Below are 17,763 nucleotides of genomic sequence, written 5' to 3'. Positions count from 1 at the left end.
GTATTCAGGATGGCGATAGCGAATGGCGTTGTCTTTTTTCTGCCGCGTAGCGGCTTCGTTCAACAAGTCAGTCAAATCGCCCAAACAAATTTGGGCTGGGACATCAGAGTTGCGCGGCGTTTTGTACTCGCTTCTCGAGTTTAGTACAAAACACTGCTCGCTTTGCTGCCCTTTACTGAAACGTTAAGTGTCGGTTGAGTATGAGTGATCTAAGAAGAAAATTAGAACTAAGGATTGACCCAGAACAGGGGCCAACTTTAGACCTAGATGATTGGAATCATCGAGATTATATAGAGGATGTCTTAGTCGAGCATTTTGATATCGACTATGAATATCTGATCGAAGATGAAAAGTCAGGTAAGTGCACTTTGTATTTCTGTGAGTCCGCTGAACTGGCCGACATTAAAAATGCAATTGCGGCTATCAATAGACGCCATGCATCTTCAGCGGACTTATATGAAACTATATAGCAAACGTTTAACAAGCAAACGCAGCATCAGCGCGGCGGGGCTTGACCTCTCTACGCTCGGCCACTGCTTTGGGCGTTATATCAAAGTAACTCCCGTCCTGAAACTCACTTATCTTTAAGCTAAAGTGCAGAGTTCATGCGATATCGTAAACGCAGCGGGATAGTGACCGACAGAGCGGAGTGCTAAACTCGGTGTCTATTTTGATTTGTAGGTGTGCTCCCTAACCATCTCATGTCCCCTCCAGCATTCAACAAACCACAAAACTCCATCAGTGAAAGGCTTCTGGTAGAGACTGACCTTCGGGATGCAGAAGCATCTGCCCAATTACAGTTGGCGCCTGATTATTACCTGCAGCACTTTCAGGCTTTGCTCGCTCATGTCTGCTCTCTCTATCAGGATATTCTTTCCCCTGAAGAGCTTGAATTTATTCGTGGCTTTAGCGAGTTAAGCCATGGCGCGGCCTGTCTGCTGACTCGGTTGCTGTGCCGTAAAGGTGACTGGTTTCGCATTGATAAGCTCAGCTACAGCGAAATTGCTGACCTTCAGGCTGCAGCTGATGAATTGATTGCTAAAGGTATGCTGCTGGCTGACGTTCCACCGTTTGAGGACTTTGCCAGAGGGGTAACACTGGCTGAGTTGAGAGCATTGTTGGAACAGGGCGGAGAGGGCAGGAGCTCCAGCTCCAAACCTAATAAGTCCCATTTGGTGGCTGAACTGGATAAGGATTTTGAGCGCATTATCAAACTGCAAAGCTTCCCCTGGGTACAGCTAAATTGTCGTGAACCTGTCGCAACTCTGATGCTTTGCTACTTTGGCAATAGCTATCAGGAACTGAGCCAGTTTGTGCTGGTGGATATTGGTGTTCAACGTTTTGAACCTTATCCCATTTTGCCTGAAGACAGAAAGTTTGATTCCCGGGCCCAGATTGACAGTTGGCGGCAGTTGGATGCATTGCAGAGGCTGGCATCTGAATTGCCTGAGCAGCTACTGGTCCCCCAGGCTCTAAGCCTGCTGATGGTACCTACCGATGCAGTAAGTCTGCCATTGAAAGGTAAACTCGAGCGCTGTCGAAATGCTGTAGCAAGACAGCTTGAGCGTATGGGTGAGTATGAAACCGCGCTGAGCCTGTATCAATTAACCAGCCTGCCACCGGCAAGAGAGCGAGCGGTGCGTTGTCTTGAACAGCTGAAGCGGCTGGATGAGGCTGTGGCTTTATTGTCTTCATTCCTCAAGGCAGAGTTTACTGATGGTAATAGTCACCTTAGACGTGAATCCGAAGAACTGGAGTGTCTTAAACGTCTGGCCAGGCGTCTGGGCAGTAAGGCAAAAAAAGTGAATATCGCTTTGCCTGAGGTGATGCATTCTCAGGTGTTGAAACCTCTTAAACTGGAAAGTGTTGGCGTTGGTGTCCACCGGCTGGAAATACCTCAGTCAGGCAGCGCCGAGCAAAGTCTGGTTGACTATATCAATCTGTATGGCTGGCAAGGCTATGAGGCCAGGGCTGTATATGCTGAGAATCAACTCCTTTGTGCGCTGGTCGGTCTGGCGTTCTGGGATATCATTTTTGCCCGCCGGAAAGGCCAGTTTGTGCACCCATTCCAGGCAGCGCCACTGGATATGTATCATCCCGGGTTTAAACCACGCAGGGAAGGCCTAATTGACCGAAGGCTTGCAGAGCTATCTGATGGCGATTACAGCTCGATAGAACAGCATCTGAATAGCAGACAGGGCATTGCCAATGCCTGGGTAAACTGGAAGTGGCTAAAACCAGAGTTGATCCATTTGTTGCTCGATACTCTTTCAGCCAAACAAATTACTGAGCTGATGCGGCTGATCCTCAATGACCCCAGATTTATGCGCTCGGGTATGCCGGATTTGCTGGTGGCGTGCGATACATCTACGGGTGTCAGATTGGAGTGGGTTGAAGTGAAAGGGCCGGGAGACAGCCTGAGGGACAATCAGGGCATCTGGCTAAGCAAGCTTGCAGCGTTGGGGCTCGGGAGTCACTTGTGTTATCTGAGCTGGAATGATGAGTTTGAATCGGTCGGGCACTGAATACGGAGCGTGAGACTGGGTTGTTGGCATTTAAGCCAGTTGAGTGTTCAATGCATCGGCTAATTTGACCCGGTTACGTCCCTGAGACTTGGCCTCATAAAGAGCTTCATCTGCGTGTTTCAGCCAGAACTCAAGTGAATTGCCTTTGCTGAATGCGGCAATCCCTATGCTGCAGGTGACTCTCAAAGGCGGCCAGCGTTGATCGCCCGGCAGGATCATCTGCAACATGGGGTTGGCTAACGCAATCGCCTTGTTGATTTTATAGCCATTAAGCAAGACCAGGAACTCTTCACCCCCATATCGATATACGCGGGTGTCCTCAGGTAGCAGCAGCTTGATATGTTGGGCAAAACTCTGTAACACCAGATCGCCGTAGAGATGACCATAGGTGTCATTAATCGACTTAAAGTGGTCGATATCAATCAGCAGGATAACGCTGCGCTTATCTTTTTGATGAAAATCATCGATGGCTTGCTGCAGATCAGGAATAAGGGCCTTGCGGTTCAGGCAGCCGGTTAACTCGTCGGTTTGGGCAACATCAATCAGCATGGCTTTTTGTTTGGCCACCACACGTGCCAGCAATGCCGCAAAGATCAGATTGTTGAATACCGCAAAGCTGTATCTGGCCCAGACTGGCATTGGCTCTGTAAAGCTTCCGGCATAGAGTGCGACCACACAAAAACAGGCTGTGAATATCAGTGCCTGCAGCCAGGGGAACAGCATGAAGTAGATAAAGCTGATGGGGAAGATATAGATCATCCCCTTATAACCCATGGTGTAGCAGGCGAAGCAGACGGCAAGAGAGGCCACACCCAGGCTAATCTGCTTCATCCTGAGACTGGGTTTGTCCCGCCACTCCAGCCAGGCTGACCAGGCGAGTACCATGGCTGAAAGAGTTAATACTGAAGCGATGCCATAAAGTTCGGAGTAAATTCTGTAGACTGAAAAGCTCAACAGGATAGCTATCGCCACCATATGAGTGGCAATACTGGTATTTTTGGGGAGGTAGAGTGCAGGATTGTCAGCAGGTGATTCGATACTGTCTTCTCCTTTACCGTTTCTGACGCGTCAGTCTCCTTTAAATATGGCAGACGAAAAGGGGTTTACCAGTAACTCCGTTATAAAAACGCAGCTGGCTATCCCAACTGCGCATGCTATAAACCGGTTTATCCCAGGCCTTTTTCTGCGCTGCTCATCTGGATCAGCTCAATCTTGTATCCATCAGGATCTTCGACAAAAGCGATTTCCGTGGTACCACCGGCCACAGGACCCGGTTCGCGGGTGATTTTGCCTCCGGCTGCACGAATCGCATCGCACTGAGCATAGATATCTGCTGCTCCAATGGCGATATGGCCAAAGCCTGTGCCCAGATCATATTCTTCGGTTCCCCAGTTATAGGTCAGTTCAATCACTGCCTGGCCGGTGGACTCTTCACCATAACCAACGAACGCCAGGGTGTACTTATACTCAGGGTTTTCAGATTGACGCAGTAGTTTCATGCCGAGCACCTGGGTGTAAAACGCGATACTGCGCTCCAGATTGCCAACTCGCACCATGGTATGCAGGATTTGTGACATGCTAATTCACTCCTTGTTGATAGTGGCGCGAGTATATCAAAGCCTTTACGGTAATGCCCTGATTGAGCATTGTTTTGTCTTCCGCTGATGTCGTTTCAGCCCTGCAGCTGCCACAAGTACAGCTTTTTCTGAACCAGGTCACAAAATCAGATGTTCATCGTGGGAATCACAATTGCTGCTGGTAATAATGAAGACGCACTATAACAGGGAGTAATGATTGGGCATGGCAACAGAATTGAAAATGGCACTGGGTACCGTAGCTGTAATTGCAGTAATTTTTGCAGCATTTTTCGTGTCAATGTTTTGATTGGAAACCTTCCAGTCTAAAAAACCGCTCACAGGAGCGGTTTTTTGTCTTTGGGGCCTACAGGTATTCAGCCAACTTCCAGCATAATGACTCAGTCATTATGCTGCGGCGCTTTCTTGCTGGCGCAGTTGTTTGGCTGCATCCACCATATTCCTCAACGCGGGTAACACCTCTTCCCAGCGACGGGTTTTCAATCCGCAGTCTGGATTCACCCAGAGTTTGTCTTCGGGCAATCTTTTGGCGGCTTGTTGTAACAGGTCCACCATACTTTCCACTTCAGGAGTGTTGGGCGAGTGAATGTCATATACGCCCGGACCTATCTCGTTGGGATAACTGAAGTCATTAAAGGCATCCAGCAGCTGCATATCTGAACGTGAGGTTTCAATGCTGATGACATCGGCATCCAGTAACGCGATGGATTCGATAATGTCATTAAACTGTGAGTAACACATATGGGTGTGAATTTGAGTGCCATCATCCACCCCATTGGCGCAGAGACGGAACGCATTGACGGTCCAGTTAAGATACTCACTCCACTCAGCTCTGCGCAATGGCAAGCCCTCCCGAAGAGCGGCTTCATCTATCTGGATAATGCCGATACCTGCCTGCTCAAGTTCCGTGACCTCTTCGCGAATGGCGAGGGCTATCTGACGGCAGGTTTCCGACCTGGGTTGATCATCACGCACAAAAGACCAGTTAAGTATAGTGACAGGGCCGGTAAGCATGCCCTTCAGTGGCTTATTTGTCAGGGATTGGGCATAGGTGATCCAATCGACAGTCATTGGCTTGGGCCTTGACACATCACCGTAGATAATCGGTGGCTTCACGCAGCGGGAGCCATAGGACTGCACCCAGCCAAATTGACTGAAGGTAAAGCCGTCGAGCTGCTCACCAAAATACTCAACCATATCGTTGCGTTCAGCTTCACCATGAACCAGCACATCCAGCCCCAGTTGCTCCTGCTTATCAACACAGTCAGCAATGACAGCTTTAATGGCCTGCTCGTATTCAGCCAAAGACAAATGGCCTTGTTTGTAGTTGCGACGCAGCCCACGTATGTCCGATGTTTGTGGGAATGAGCCTATGGTCGTAGTGGGATACAAAGGCAGGTTTAATGCCTGCTTTTGAAGGCGAATTCGTTTATCAAATGTGGATTGGCGCCTCAGGTGCCTATCTGTGACAGTGCTGACAGCCTGTTTGACGTGACCCTTATGCACACGTTCGGAATGGCGTCGTGAGTCAACAGCTTGCTGGTTGGCCTTCAGTTCGCTTGCGACTGCATCCCGTCCTTTGTTGATCGCATCTCCAAGAATCTTCAATTCATCCAGCTTTTGTGTGGCAAACGCCAGCCAGCTTTTGATTTCCGGATCCAGTTGAGTCTCGCTATCCAGGTCCACCGGGACATGCAGTAGTGAACAACTGGGCGCAATCCAAAGACGCTGTTTTAATTCCCGGGCAACAGGCTCCAGCCAATCCAGAATGGCGCTGAGATCAGTTTTCCAGATATTGCGGCCATCAATGACTCCCAGTGACAGTACTTTGTCAGACGGCAAACATGCCAGTATCTGCTTTACTTCACTGTGCCCGCGGACAGCATCCAGATGTAAACCCGCGACCGGCAGTTGGGTGGCCAGCTTGAGGTTTTGCTGCAAAGTGCCAAAGTAGGTGGTCAGCAGAATCCTGATATGGCATTTAGCCAACGCCTGGTAGGCGACATGATAGGCCTGTTGCCATTCGGGTGATAACTCAGTAACCAGTGCTGGCTCGTCAATCTGTACCCATTCCACCCCACAGCGCTCAATATTAATCAGCAACTGTAGATACTGAGGCAGCAGTTTATCCAGTAATGACAGTGGGTCTACCTCATCTTTCGGCTTGCCAAGCAGCAGATAGGTGAGGGGGCCAATCAGCACAGGTTTGGGTGTATAGCCCTGGGATCTTGCCTGGTGGATCTGTTTCAGCAGTGGTTTATCGTTGAGTGAAAACTCAGTCTGTTTGTCGAACTCAGGCACTATGTAGTGGTAGTTGGTATCAAACCACTTGGTCATTTCGGCTGCGCAGGTGTGCTGCTGTTCTTCGTCCTGATGAGAACGCCCCCTGGCGATTCGGAAATAGCGCTGCAGATCAGTATCAGATTCAGACACAAAGCGCTCAGGAATATTGCCAAACATCACTGAGTGGTCCAGCACATGATCATAAAGGGACAAATCGCCAACGGGCTGGAAATCAAGATTGGCCTGTAGCCTGAGGTTTTCTTCAAAACAGGTGTGTGCTTGTTGCTCCAGCACCTGACTGTCGGTGTCGCCTTGCCAGAACTTCTCCAGTGCGAATTTTAATTGCCGTTTGCCGCCAATACGGGGAAAGCCGAGGTTATGTACTGTGGTCATCATCAATCCTTAATCAGTCTGTATAAAATTGGACATTTAGATGGCTAGATGTCTTAATGCATTCTAGTGGCAACTGATTGATGAAAAACAATGATATGTTTGCATCAACTTATGAATGTTGCTCATGGATTGAGGTGGAGTGCAGGAGTCAGGGATGTTAGAGCGAATTCATTTGGAAATACTGACGGCGATAAAGGAGCATGGCACGTTGACCAAAGCCGCAGCGGCGCTATGTTTGTCTCAATCTGCTTTGAGTCACAGCATCAAAAAGCTCGAAGGTATGCTGTCGACCGAGATATGGCAGAAAGAGGGGCGCAATTTGCGTTTAACGGCAGCAGGTGAGCGTATTCTGGCGTTGGCCAATCGGGTGTTGCCACAGTTCTCCCACACTGAGTTATTGCTCAGCCAGATTGCCAAAGGTGAGATGGGCTCGCTGAGAATAGGGATGGAGTGTCACCCCTGTTATCAGTGGTTGCTTAAAGTGATTGCGCCTTATCTGGATAATTGGCCTGAGATAGATATTGATGTCAGACAGGAGTTTCAGTTTGGGGCATTGGGCGCACTGCTGAGTTACGATATCGACCTGCTGATCACGCCTGACCCCCTGTATCACACTAGAATCGAATATATTCCCGTGTTTGACTATGAACACAGGCTGGTGGTGTCCGCTTTACATCCGTTGGCAGCAGCAGAGCAGGTATTACCTGAGCAACTGGCAGATCAGGTGCTGTTCAGTTATCCGGTTGAACCACAGCGTCTGGATATCTTCAGCCAGTTTCTCAGTCCGGCCAAATGCTCGGTCAGGAAACATAAAATTATTAAGACTACGGAAATCATGCTGCAGATGGTTGCAGCCGGTCGGGGAGTATGTGCGCTGCCGGGATGGCTGGTGGAGGAGTATTCAAACTCCATGGCGATTAAAAGCCTGCGGTTTGGTGAGCAGGGGATTGCCAAGCAGATATTTGTCGGGGTTCGCACAGGTGAGCAAAAGATTGAATATCTCAATGACTTTATAGCCCAGGCCTGTGCGACCGGATGATGAATTCAGGAATACCGCATTACTCTTCCGGGTAGACCTTGTCTTTGAACTCACACAAATCTTCAATCATACAGCTTCCACAGCGGGGTTTACGGGCCAGACAGGTATAGCGTCCATGGAGGATAAGCCAGTGGTGAACATCTACCTTAAACTCTTTGGGAACCACCTTTTCCAGCTTCTGCTCTACCGCCACCACATCTTTGCCCATGGCAAACTTGGTACGATTTGAAACCCGGAAAATATGAGTGTCTACGGCAATCGTTGGCCAGCCAAAGGCGGTATTGAGCACAACATTGGCTGTTTTACGGCCCACGCCGGGTAGAGCCTCCAAAGCCTCACGGCTTTCCGGCACTTCGCCCTCGTGTTTATCCAACAGGATGCGGCAGAGCTTATTAACATTTTCAGCCTTGGAGTTGAACAGACCTATGGTCTTGATGTACTCCTTGAGACCATCCACTCCGAGATCCCAGATTGCCTGAGGCGTATTGGCCACAGGGAACAGCTTATCAGTCGCCTTGTTCACACTGACATCGGTTGCCTGAGCCGACAGGGTCACGGCAACCAAGAGTTCGAACGGGCTGGAGAAGTTCAGTTCAGTCTCCGGATGTGGATTGTTTTCCCTTAAACGTTCCAGTATCTGGCGTCTCTTTTCTGCATTCATCAGTTCACCTTGGTGATTCTGGCGCGAGCAATTTCCTGCTGCTCAGCTGTTGGTTGTTTTTCTTGTAGTTTGGTGTCAATTACATTTTTCAATGCAATCAAAAATCCCATTGCGAGGAAGGCACCCGGTGGCAACATTGCCAACAGGAATGATGTATCCACATGCCATACCTGTATGGTCATATTGGCAGCCCAGCTGCCCAGCAACTGATCTGCTCCGGCGAACAGGGTACCCTGACTCAGGATCTCTCTGACAGCACCCAGTACCACCAGGACGGCGGTAAAGCCCAGGCCCATCATCAAGCCATCAAAAGCGGCTTTGGCCGGAGTATTACGGGAGGCAAAGGCTTCTGCGCGACCAATGATGACACAGTTGGTCACAATCAAAGGCAAAAAGATACCCAGCGACAGGTACAGGCCATAGGCGTAGGCATTGATCAGCAATTGAACCGTAGTCACCAGCGCGGCAATGATCATCACAAAGACAGGGATGCGGATCTCTTTGGGGACAAAATCACGCACCAAAGAAACCAGGATATTGGAGAAGATCAGCACCAACATGGTAGCGACGCCCAACCCCAGAGCGTTGGTGACTGTGGCCGTGACGGCCAGCAAGGGACAAAGGCCCAGCAATTGCACCAGCCCCGGGTTGTTTTTCCAAAGTCCCTGCCAGGCGATCTCTCTGTAATTACTCATGGGATACTCCACAGGTCAGCGGCTGACTGAAAATCTGTTGTTTATTGGCATTGAAATACAGCAGGGTGTTTTTCACCGCTTTGACATAGGCTCTTGGGGTGATTGTGGCACCGGTGAACTGGTCAAACTCGCCGCCATCTTTTTTCACGCCCCATTGCTTGTCATTGGCACTCTCAATGGTTTTATGGTTAAAGCCAAGCACCCAGTTGGACTTTTTAAGCTCAATTTTGTCACCCAGCCCGGGTGTTTCTTGGTGATTCAAAGTACGTACGCCCAATACCTCACCTTTGCTGTTGATACCTACAATCAGCTTAATTGCGCCGCTGTAACCATCAGGCGCTATGGTTTCAATCGCGATAGCGACCGGCTTTCCATCTTTGGTAGCAATAAAAGCAGGCATATCCTCTTCTGTACCCAGAGCTTCTTCATCATTCAGCAGGGTGCAGTTATCGGTCAGTACATTGTCATGAATACTGGCGGGAATAATCTGTCCCAGAACCTGTAGTAATTGCTGCTGTTCCTGGGCCTTAATCTGATCACGGGTCAGGTCGTTCACCACAGCAACCAATGCGGTACACAGCAGGGCAAACAAGGCCAGCAGCAAACCGTTTTTAATCATGGATTTTTTCACTTGTTACTCCGTAATCTCAGTTGCCGGATCTGTGGCCATAGGTGCGGGGGCGCACATAATAGTCAATCAGCGGAGCACACAGGTTAGCCAGCAATACGGCAAAGGCCACCGCATCCGGATAACCGCCGTATTGACGGATAACATAAACCAGTACACCGATTAACGCGCCGAATATCAGGCGTCCGCGGTTACTGGTAGCTGCAGTGACAGGATCCGTGGCAATGAAAAAGGCTGCCAGCATGGTGGCGCCGGAAAACAGGTGGAACACAGGTGAACCATGGGTATCAGGGTTCATCATGAAACCAATACCTGAGCAGATGAATAGGGCTGCCAACATACCAGTACTGATTTGCCAGCGGATGGCGCCAAGCTTAAGCATCACCAGACCACCGGCCAGATAGGCCATATTCACCCAGAACCAACCAATACTCAGACCTTCATCAAATAGTGGCTTTGCCAGTACTTCTGTGCTGGTCAGCCCCATGGACAGGCCGGTTTTCATGGTGTCCAGTGGCGTCGCCATAGTGGTGCCATCAATGCCGAGACGGAACAGGTTAATATCACCAGAGCCCGGCAGGAAAATCTGACTGATACTGGCCAGCAGGTCCGGACTGTATTGCGCCGCCGGGGCCGGTGCAACCCAGGTGGTCATCTGTACCGGATAGGCGATCAGCAAAAGTACATATCCAGCCATGGCAGGGTTAAACAGGTTATTACCCAGACCACCATAAAGGTGCTTCACCACCACAATGGCAAACAGGGTACCGATCACAATTACCCACCATGGAGCCAGAGGCGGAATGGCAATACCCAGCAGTAATGCGGTCAGTACGGCGCTGTAATCACCCAGGGCGACACCAACGGCTCGCTTGCGCAGTTTCATCACAGCGGCTTCAGCTACCAGAGCAACGGCGATGGCCAGCAATACCTGAATCAGGCTACCCCAACCAAAGTAAACGCACTGCACCACAAGCCCGGGCAGGGCGCACAGGATGACCCGCTGCATGACTGTAGCGGTTTGACTGTTTTTGGTGACATGGGGTGATGAGGTTATTTTAAACGCCATCTGTTATTCCTTATCTTCGGCATCTTTTGCCGCTTTCTTGGCTTTGGCCTTGGCGATCGCTGCTGCAATACGCGCCTTTTTAATCTCTTCAGCAGACTGCGCTGGCGCCTGTTCACTCTGATCTGAGTCAGGCTTCTGAGGAACCGCTTTGTCAGCAGTGTCGTCAGGCCCGGTAGATATCGCCTCGGGCGTTTCGTCATTCAACGGAGCTGCATTATCCGGGCGTTGTACTTCACCAGCTTGTTGGGCCGCTTTCTTAGCCTTTGCTTTGGCGATTGCCGCAGCAACCCTGGCTTTTTTGAGCTCTTCTGCCGACGGCTCCGCTTTTGGTTTCGCTTCAGCGGGCTCTGAATTCAAATCAGGCTCAGCAGAGTTAACATCGGCTGGCTGTTGCTGCACATGCTCATCACTGCCTTGGCCCTCACCAGCTTGCTGGGCTGCTTTCTTTGCTTTGGCTTTGGCAATGGCTGCGGCAACTCTGGCTTTTTTAGCCTCTTCGGCTGTGAGTTCCACCTCTGGCTTTGGTTCAGTGATTTCTGACTGAGTATCCTCAACAGTGCTTTTGCTCTCACCAGCTTGTTGAGCCGCTTTTTTTGCTTTGGCTTTGGCAACGGCTGCAGCGACTCTGGCTTTTTTGGCTTCCTCGGCAGAGAGTTCACCTGGGTCAGACTGAGCCATTGAGTCAACACTGGCTTGCTCGGGTCTCTGATCTTCCGGGGTGTGTGCTCCGGCATCCTTGGCTGCGGCCGCGGCTTTTTTCGCCTTGGCCCGGGCAACGGCTGCGGCAATTTTGCCTTGCCTGTCGTCAGCCTTTGGTTCAGAGCTGTCTGCTGCCTCATATGCTGACTTGTTGTCAGAGTCACTTGGCGGCTCAGCCTGTTGGGCTTGCTTAAGAGCCTCCTTCTTGGCTTTGGCTCTGGCAATTGCAGCTGCAACCTTATCTTTCTGGCTGTCTGCAGAGGCTCCGGAGGTCTGACTAGTACCAGCTTCGGCCTCTTTATCTGACTGCATCGCAGCTTTCCTGGCTTTGGCACGGGCGATAGCTGCCGCAACTTTGTCCTTTTGGGCGTCGTTAGCCTGGTTTTGCTCAGGGACAGGGCTATCACTCTGGGCTGCTTGCGCAGCTTTACGGGCTTTGGCTCTGGCCACGGCATCAGCGACCTTATCTTTACGGTCTGCGCCTGCTTCCGGAGTCGCTGCAGTGGTGGCTTTCTTGGCCTGAACCCGGGCGAGTGCTGCTGCTATGGCGTCTTTCTCGCCACCGGACATATTGGACTGGCGTCGCTCTGCGGCTTCTTTTGCCTTGGCTTCCCGTTGGCGTTTTTCCTCTTCCAAGCGCGACTGTTTGGCTTCAAACCTTTGTTTGGCACGCTCGGATTTCAACTTCTCTTCATTGGCATTGCGAATCGCGGACTTGGCTACCCGGAAATACTCCACCAGAGGAATGTCGCTTGGGCATACATAGCTGCAACAGCCGCACTCAATACAGTCGCGCAGGTTGTAGTCTGACGCCTTGTCATAGTCTCCGGATTTTGAGTGCCAATAGAGTTGCTGCGGAAGCAAGCTGGCGGGGCAGGCCTGGGCACACTCGGTACAGCGAATACAGGAAAGTTCCTTCGCATCCACTGACATTTCCGCGGATGAGGGCACCAGCACACAGTTAGTGCCCTTAAGGACAGGAACCTGAATCAAAGGCAGGGTATAGCCCATCATAGGGCCACCGATAATGACCTTTTGATCGGCTTCAGGGTTAAAACCACAGCATTTCAGCACATGGTCGACCCGGGTACCTATTGGCATCCAATAGTTGCCCGGTTGGGCGACATTACCGCCGGTCACAGTGACGACACGTTCGATAAGGGGCTTGCCCAGCAGTACAGCATCGCTGATTGCCGCGCAGGTTCCTACGTTGTGAACCAGAATCCCCAGTTGAGCCGGAATGGCGCCAGAGGGAACCTCTTTACCTGTCAGTAATTGAATCAGCTGCTTTTCACCGCCGGATGGATATTTTGTTGGAACCACTGTTACCCGGGCGACGCCGGCAGGCAGTTTGCTGGCACTTAACGCGTTACGCAGTGCGTCTGCAGCCTCTGGCTTGTTATCTTCTATACCCACAATCATGCGTTGAGGGTTCAGAACCTGATGGATGATCTCCATACCGGACAGGATCTTATCCGCGTGTTCGCGCATTAAGCGGTCATCTGAGGTGATATACGGCTCACACTCTACGGCATTGATGATGACCAGTTCTATATCACTGGCCGGTGACAATTTGATATGGCTTGGGAACGCGGCGCCCCCCATGCCTGCAACGCCAGCAGCCTGAACACGAGAAACTATGTCATCGTTGGACAGAGTCTCCAGAGAGGCGCTTTGCAGGTCTACCCAGCTGTCTTTTCCATCTGCTTGTATTACACAGGTGTTAACCGGCAATCCGGACGCATGGTTGCTGGGGCGGGGTTCAATCGCTTTGATTACCCCGGAAGTAGGGGCGTGGACCGGCAGATGATGCTGGTTCAGACCATGGGTTAGAGGCTGGCCTTTTAAGACATGATCGCCAACCGCAACAGCCATGGATGCCTGCTCTCCCACCTGGGGAACGGGCACATAATAGTATTCATCCAACGGCAGGGTACCGATGGCAGTCTGGTTTGACAGGTGTTTTTGCTCGGGAGGATGGATGCCGCCGGGAATGCGCCACACTACGCCATTGTCCAGTTGTTCCAAATTTGTCAGCACGACTTTTCCTCTTCCACAAACTTCACCGGAATAGTTTCCAGACCTTTTAGCTTCCAATCCCAGTTTCTGAGATCAGTTTGTACGGGCACCATGTCAATACAGTCCACAGGACAGGGTTCGACACACAGATCGCAACCTGTGCAATCTGCGGCAATGACGGTATGCATCATTTTGCCCGAACCAAGAATGGCATCTACAGGGCATGCCTGAATGCACTTGGTACAACCAATACACTCTTCCTCGCGGATAACGGCGACCTTTTTTACTGGCTCCTCCTCAACGGCAGCGACGGGCTCAGGGTCAACACCCATCAACTCAGCTAGTTTTTCCATCGTGGCTGTACCACCGGGAGGACAGCGATTGATTTTTTCGCCATTGGAAATGGCTTCTGCATAAGGACGGCAGCCAGGGTACCCGCATTGGCCACATTGGGTCTGGGGCAGGGTCGCCTCCAGTTGATCAACAATGGGGTTGCCTTCGACTTTAAATTTCTGCGCCGCGAATCCCAGAATGACACCGAAGACCAGTGCCAACAGAGTCAGCAGCACGACAGCTGTGATAATGGTGGTCATTACTATTTTACCAATCCTGTAAAGCCCATAAATGCCAGGGACATCAGGCCGGCAGTGATCATGGCGATGGCACCGCCTTTGAAGGGCGCAGGTACATCGGCGGCAGCCAGGCGTTCGCGCATGGCGGAAAAGAGAACCAGTACCAGAGAGAAGCCAACAGCGGCGCCAAAACCATAAATGGCCGACTGCATAAAGTTGTGGTCTTCATTGATATTGAGCAGGGCAACGCCCAATACGGCACAGTTGGTGGTGATCAAGGGCAGATAGATACCCAGAGCACGGTGCAGAGTTGCACTGGTTTTTTGTACCAACATCTCAGTAAACTGCACGACCACGGCGATAACCAGGATAAAGGCCATGGTTCTGAGGTAATCCAGTTCAAAGGGGGCCAACAGGAAAACGTTGACCAGATAGCTGAGTATGGATGCCAGGGTCAGTACAAAAGTCGTGGCCATCGACATGCCGATAGCAGATTCCAGTTTGCTGGATACCCCCATAAAGGGGCAGAGGCCAAGAAATTTGACCAATACGAAATTGTTGACCAGTACGGTACTGATCAACAACAGTAGATATTCGCTCATCTCATCATATGTTTAGTCTGGGCTTGGCAATATTATCGGCCTTTTGAGGGGCATAAACAACATGGGAAAAGCAGGGTTACTGGGTGTTGATTTATTTTTGTTCAGATAATGCCCCAAACCTGGGGCATTATGGTGTCACTGACCAGTTTGTCGTGACAGGGGAAAATTTAATGGAACGCCTTTCAGCCAACTTTGCGATTCACTTGCAGTTCCTGTGGACGAGAGATATAAAATCCCTGCATACCGTCAACAAGTAGCTTTTCCAGTTCAATTTTTTCTTCCTGGCGCTCGATGGCGGTTGCTACTACCTGAATGCCGGCACGCCTCGAAATATCAACCAGGGTACGAACATAGAAGCGGTTATTACCATCCTGGTCGATTCGGTGACTATAGCTGCCATCCAACTTGATGTAGTCAGGCAATACTTCACGGAAGAACTTGAATGAAGTAAATCCATGGCCAAACTGTTCAACCGAAACTTTGGCACCCAGCGCATGACAGAGTTTCACAAAACGCGATGCAGCAAGCAGGTTGGACTGCATACTGTTTTCCGATACCTCAAATACCAGCCGGGACGCCAGAGCACGCTGGTTAAGTAAAACATTCTTCATCCACAGCAGAAACTCGTTGTTGGTGATGCTTTCGCCGCTGATATTGATACCGTACTGACTGGTCAGGTTGGGCGAGCTTGCCAGGATCTCCAGTACAGTGGCGATAATGGCTTTATCAATACGGTCACTCATCTCGTAGCGCTTGGCCATAGCCAGTACTGTCTGAGTGGGCAGCGCATTACCCGCATGATTATGAAAACGCGCCAGTAACTCTGTGTATCCCTCTGCACCGGTTCTGCTGGGTTGGATCGGTTGTTGGAAAAACTCTATGGTCTTATTGTCGACTATTGCATTGATAATCGTCTGCCACTGATGTTCTCCGGCATTAATGTCATCCGGAGCTTTCTCCATGATGTAGACGGAATTGGGAGATTGAGTCAGCGCTATGGTAATAGCGGTATCCAAATGATTGAGAATAGTGGAAGGCTCTGCCCCCGACTGACAGGGGACCACCCCTGTATAGGCGATACTGTCGGTCACATATTTGGATTGGATTGAATTGAATTCGACTTTCAACTGACCAAGTGTCGTTTCCGCCTGAGCAATGGCTAGGTCAGGTATATAGATTGCAAAATCACCGGAATTTATCCGAAAGCACTCTGCCTCTGGCATGTTTTTGAGCGTGGCCCTGATGATATTGGCAATATGCAACAGATAATCATCACCGGCCTCACGGCCTTTATCCTGGTTAATTGATGAGAGCTCAGTTGCTTTGATTTGCGCGATAACACCAAGACGAGGGCGTTGGTCTTTAAAAATGGTATCCAGCTTGGCCGAGAATTTCTGCGGCGTGCCAAAACCTGTCAAATAGTCATGAAAAGCGACCTTTTGTAGTTGGTCGTTTTCGACGGCGACCTCATCCATCGCTTTCTTGAGATCTTTACGGCAGTTTTCCAGCGCATTTGAAACGGGTTTAAATATTCCCCCTAACTTTGAGCTGGCAACAGAGGCGTAATTAAGGTTGGGGATCTGCGATATATACTGGGCTGCGTAGCGAACACGCTTTTTGACACTGGATACGAACAGCATAAAAGAGACCAGCAGTATCAGGTACCCACCCAGATAGGTCAGGCCTGTACGTTGCAGTGCAGTTAGCAGCTGCTCGGTTTGTTCGGGTCTGCTCAGCACAACCTGCAGGGTCGCGTTACCAATGTTTTGTTTTTGCTTGTTACTGATGGGAAATAACAGATCCATAACCGGATGGGGGTTAGCATTCAGCGCCCCATGAGTAAAATTGAATCTGCTGTCTTCAGCACTGATGTACTGAAAAAAGTTGAAAGAAACATCTTTGGATATTTGCTGGTACAGAGTGTCGCCTGAAGAAGTATCTGCGTATTTCTTCAGCTCTGCCTGGAACTGTTGCAGCTGGGTTGCAGACAACTCGTCATAGCGGGTTTTGCTCTGCTGATATTCAACAGCCGTTAAACCAGCAAAGGTTGCCAAAAGTACAAGATGAAAGGGGACTCTGATTCCCATATTCCTTTCCACCGTCTTCCTTAGTAGTCCATCAAGGGAGCAGTTTAAAATGGCTAACTGCCCTAAAGGTTTCCTTTATGAGTATGACGCTCATTTGGAATAAATGCCTTATTTTTTTACGTTTCCCGGAATAAAGCCTGATCGTTTTGCTGTAATGCAGATGTTTGGTCTTCTATGACCTTTGCGAACGAAGGCTGAGGTAGTTGGACGCCTGAGAAAAATTAACAGCTGGAGATGGCGCTCCACACTGCACTGACAGCGATTATAGAACACTTATTAAAGCGTCAATACTGCAAGTCTTTATCGGGAGAGCGTAAATTGTAACCCGAAGCTGGGTGTGAGGCTAAGAAAAATTTAAAAGCTCAGGTTAAGTAACATGGTTTGACTAAAAGCAAGGTTTTACCACGCGCCATTACAGACTTGATATCGCCATGACGGTGAAGTTCAGCGACAGCTTTTATGGATAGATCTTATGGACCGCTTGGTTAAAGGTAAACGACTTGGGGGAAGGGGATAGAGCAAGAAGATTAAGCGCGTTGGCTCCCCTGACTGGACTTGAACCAGTGACATACGGATTAACAGTCCGCCGTTCTACCGACTGAACTACAGGGGAATCGAATTTAACGCTTTTAGAGTGGCTCCCCCGACTGGACTTGAACCAGTGACATACGGATTAACAGTCCGCCGTTCTACCGACTGAACTACGGGGGAATTGTCTGTTTTGATGTGGCTCCCCTGACTGGACTTGAACCAGTGACATACGGATTAACAGTCCGCCGTTCTACCGACTGAACTACAGGGGAATTGCATCAAAAGCGCGATAAAGTGTGTGGCTCCCCTGACTGGACTTGAACCAGTGACATACGGATTAACAGTCCGCCGTTCTACCGACTGAA

14 protein-coding genes and 3 tRNA genes are annotated in these 17,763 nt (G+C 50.2%); 3 read left to right on the top strand and 14 right to left on the bottom strand.

The window, feature by feature from the left end; genetic code table 11:
• Nucleotides 1-200: 200 nt before the first annotated feature.
• Nucleotides 201-470 (top strand): hypothetical protein, encoded by a 270-nt coding sequence (locus ACFOE0_RS08150; protein WP_248937896.1) that lies wholly within the window; start codon nt 201-203, stop codon nt 468-470.
• Nucleotides 471-701: 231 nt separating this feature from the next.
• Nucleotides 702-2,525, top strand: coding sequence for a VRR-NUC domain-containing protein (locus ACFOE0_RS08145; RefSeq protein ID WP_248937895.1), 1,824 nt, complete (start codon nt 702-704; stop codon nt 2,523-2,525).
• A 30-nt stretch (nt 2,526-2,555) separates the two neighbouring features.
• Here ACFOE0_RS08145 and ACFOE0_RS08140 read toward each other — a convergent pair whose 3' ends face one another.
• The 3 genes from ACFOE0_RS08140 to metE form a co-directional block, all read right to left on the bottom strand.
• Nucleotides 2,556-3,479, bottom strand: a complete 924-nt coding sequence (locus ACFOE0_RS08140; RefSeq protein WP_248937894.1) for a GGDEF domain-containing protein — start codon at nt 3,477-3,479, stop codon at nt 2,556-2,558.
• A 212-nt stretch (nt 3,480-3,691) separates the two neighbouring features.
• A complete protein-coding gene (gene gloA / locus ACFOE0_RS08135) occupies nt 3,692-4,102 on the bottom strand; it encodes a lactoylglutathione lyase (protein WP_115138460.1) in 411 nt (136 codons plus the stop codon).
• Between the two features lie 405 nt (nt 4,103-4,507).
• Entirely contained in the window at nt 4,508-6,796 is a 2,289-nt protein-coding gene (metE, locus tag ACFOE0_RS08130) for a 5-methyltetrahydropteroyltriglutamate--homocysteine S-methyltransferase (RefSeq protein WP_248937893.1), read from the bottom strand.
• 154 nt (nt 6,797-6,950) lie between these two features.
• On the opposite strand from metE, the gene ACFOE0_RS08125 reads away from it, so the two are divergent.
• Nucleotides 6,951-7,835 (top strand): LysR family transcriptional regulator, encoded by an 885-nt coding sequence (locus tag ACFOE0_RS08125; protein WP_248937892.1) that lies wholly within the window; start codon nt 6,951-6,953, stop codon nt 7,833-7,835.
• Between the two features lie 19 nt (nt 7,836-7,854).
• Here the strand turns inward: ACFOE0_RS08125 and nth are convergent, their stop codons facing one another.
• From nth to ACFOE0_RS08070, 11 genes are all read right to left on the bottom strand, one after another.
• The gene (gene nth, locus ACFOE0_RS08120; RefSeq protein ID WP_115138463.1) at nt 7,855-8,496 is read right to left on the bottom strand and encodes an endonuclease III; all 642 of its coding nucleotides are present in this window, start codon (nt 8,494-8,496) and stop codon (nt 7,855-7,857) included.
• On the bottom strand, nt 8,496-9,191 hold the full coding sequence (locus tag ACFOE0_RS08115) for an electron transport complex subunit E (RefSeq protein ID WP_248937891.1): 696 nt from the start codon (nt 9,189-9,191) through the stop codon (nt 8,496-8,498). Before ACFOE0_RS08115 ends, nth begins: the two co-directional genes overlap by 1 nt.
• On the bottom strand, nt 9,184-9,822 hold the full coding sequence (rsxG, locus tag ACFOE0_RS08110) for an electron transport complex subunit RsxG (RefSeq protein WP_248937890.1): 639 nt from the start codon (nt 9,820-9,822) through the stop codon (nt 9,184-9,186). Before rsxG ends, ACFOE0_RS08115 begins: the two co-directional genes overlap by 8 nt.
• 16 nt (nt 9,823-9,838) lie before the next feature.
• On the bottom strand, nt 9,839-10,888 hold the full coding sequence (gene rsxD, locus ACFOE0_RS08105; protein WP_248937889.1) for an electron transport complex subunit RsxD: 1,050 nt from the start codon (nt 10,886-10,888) through the stop codon (nt 9,839-9,841).
• 3 nt (nt 10,889-10,891) lie between these two features.
• Nucleotides 10,892-13,627 (bottom strand): electron transport complex subunit RsxC, encoded by a 2,736-nt coding sequence (rsxC, locus tag ACFOE0_RS08100; protein ID WP_248937888.1) that lies wholly within the window; start codon nt 13,625-13,627, stop codon nt 10,892-10,894.
• The gene (gene rsxB, locus ACFOE0_RS08095) at nt 13,621-14,199 is read right to left on the bottom strand and encodes an electron transport complex subunit RsxB (protein WP_115138467.1); all 579 of its coding nucleotides are present in this window, start codon (nt 14,197-14,199) and stop codon (nt 13,621-13,623) included. Before rsxB ends, rsxC begins: the two co-directional genes overlap by 7 nt.
• Nucleotides 14,200-14,201: 2 nt before the next feature.
• Nucleotides 14,202-14,780, bottom strand: coding sequence for an electron transport complex subunit RsxA (gene rsxA / locus ACFOE0_RS08090; protein WP_115138468.1), 579 nt, complete (start codon nt 14,778-14,780; stop codon nt 14,202-14,204).
• Between the two features lie 182 nt (nt 14,781-14,962).
• On the bottom strand, nt 14,963-16,867 hold the full coding sequence (locus tag ACFOE0_RS08085) for an EAL domain-containing protein (protein WP_248937887.1): 1,905 nt from the start codon (nt 16,865-16,867) through the stop codon (nt 14,963-14,965).
• Nucleotides 16,868-17,404: 537 nt separating this feature from the next.
• A tRNA-Asn gene (locus tag ACFOE0_RS08080) sits at nt 17,405-17,480 on the bottom strand.
• A 22-nt stretch (nt 17,481-17,502) separates the two neighbouring features.
• Nucleotides 17,503-17,578: transfer RNA gene (locus ACFOE0_RS08075), tRNA-Asn, on the bottom strand.
• 16 nt (nt 17,579-17,594) lie between these two features.
• Nucleotides 17,595-17,670, bottom strand: a tRNA-Asn gene (locus ACFOE0_RS08070).
• Nucleotides 17,671-17,763: the final 93 nt, after the last annotated feature.

The organism is Shewanella submarina (genome assembly GCF_042646185.1).
In the GTDB taxonomy this organism is placed as follows: Bacteria; Pseudomonadota; Gammaproteobacteria; order Enterobacterales; family Shewanellaceae; genus Shewanella; species Shewanella corallii.
This window is presented reverse-complemented; position numbering and strand designations above follow the sequence as displayed.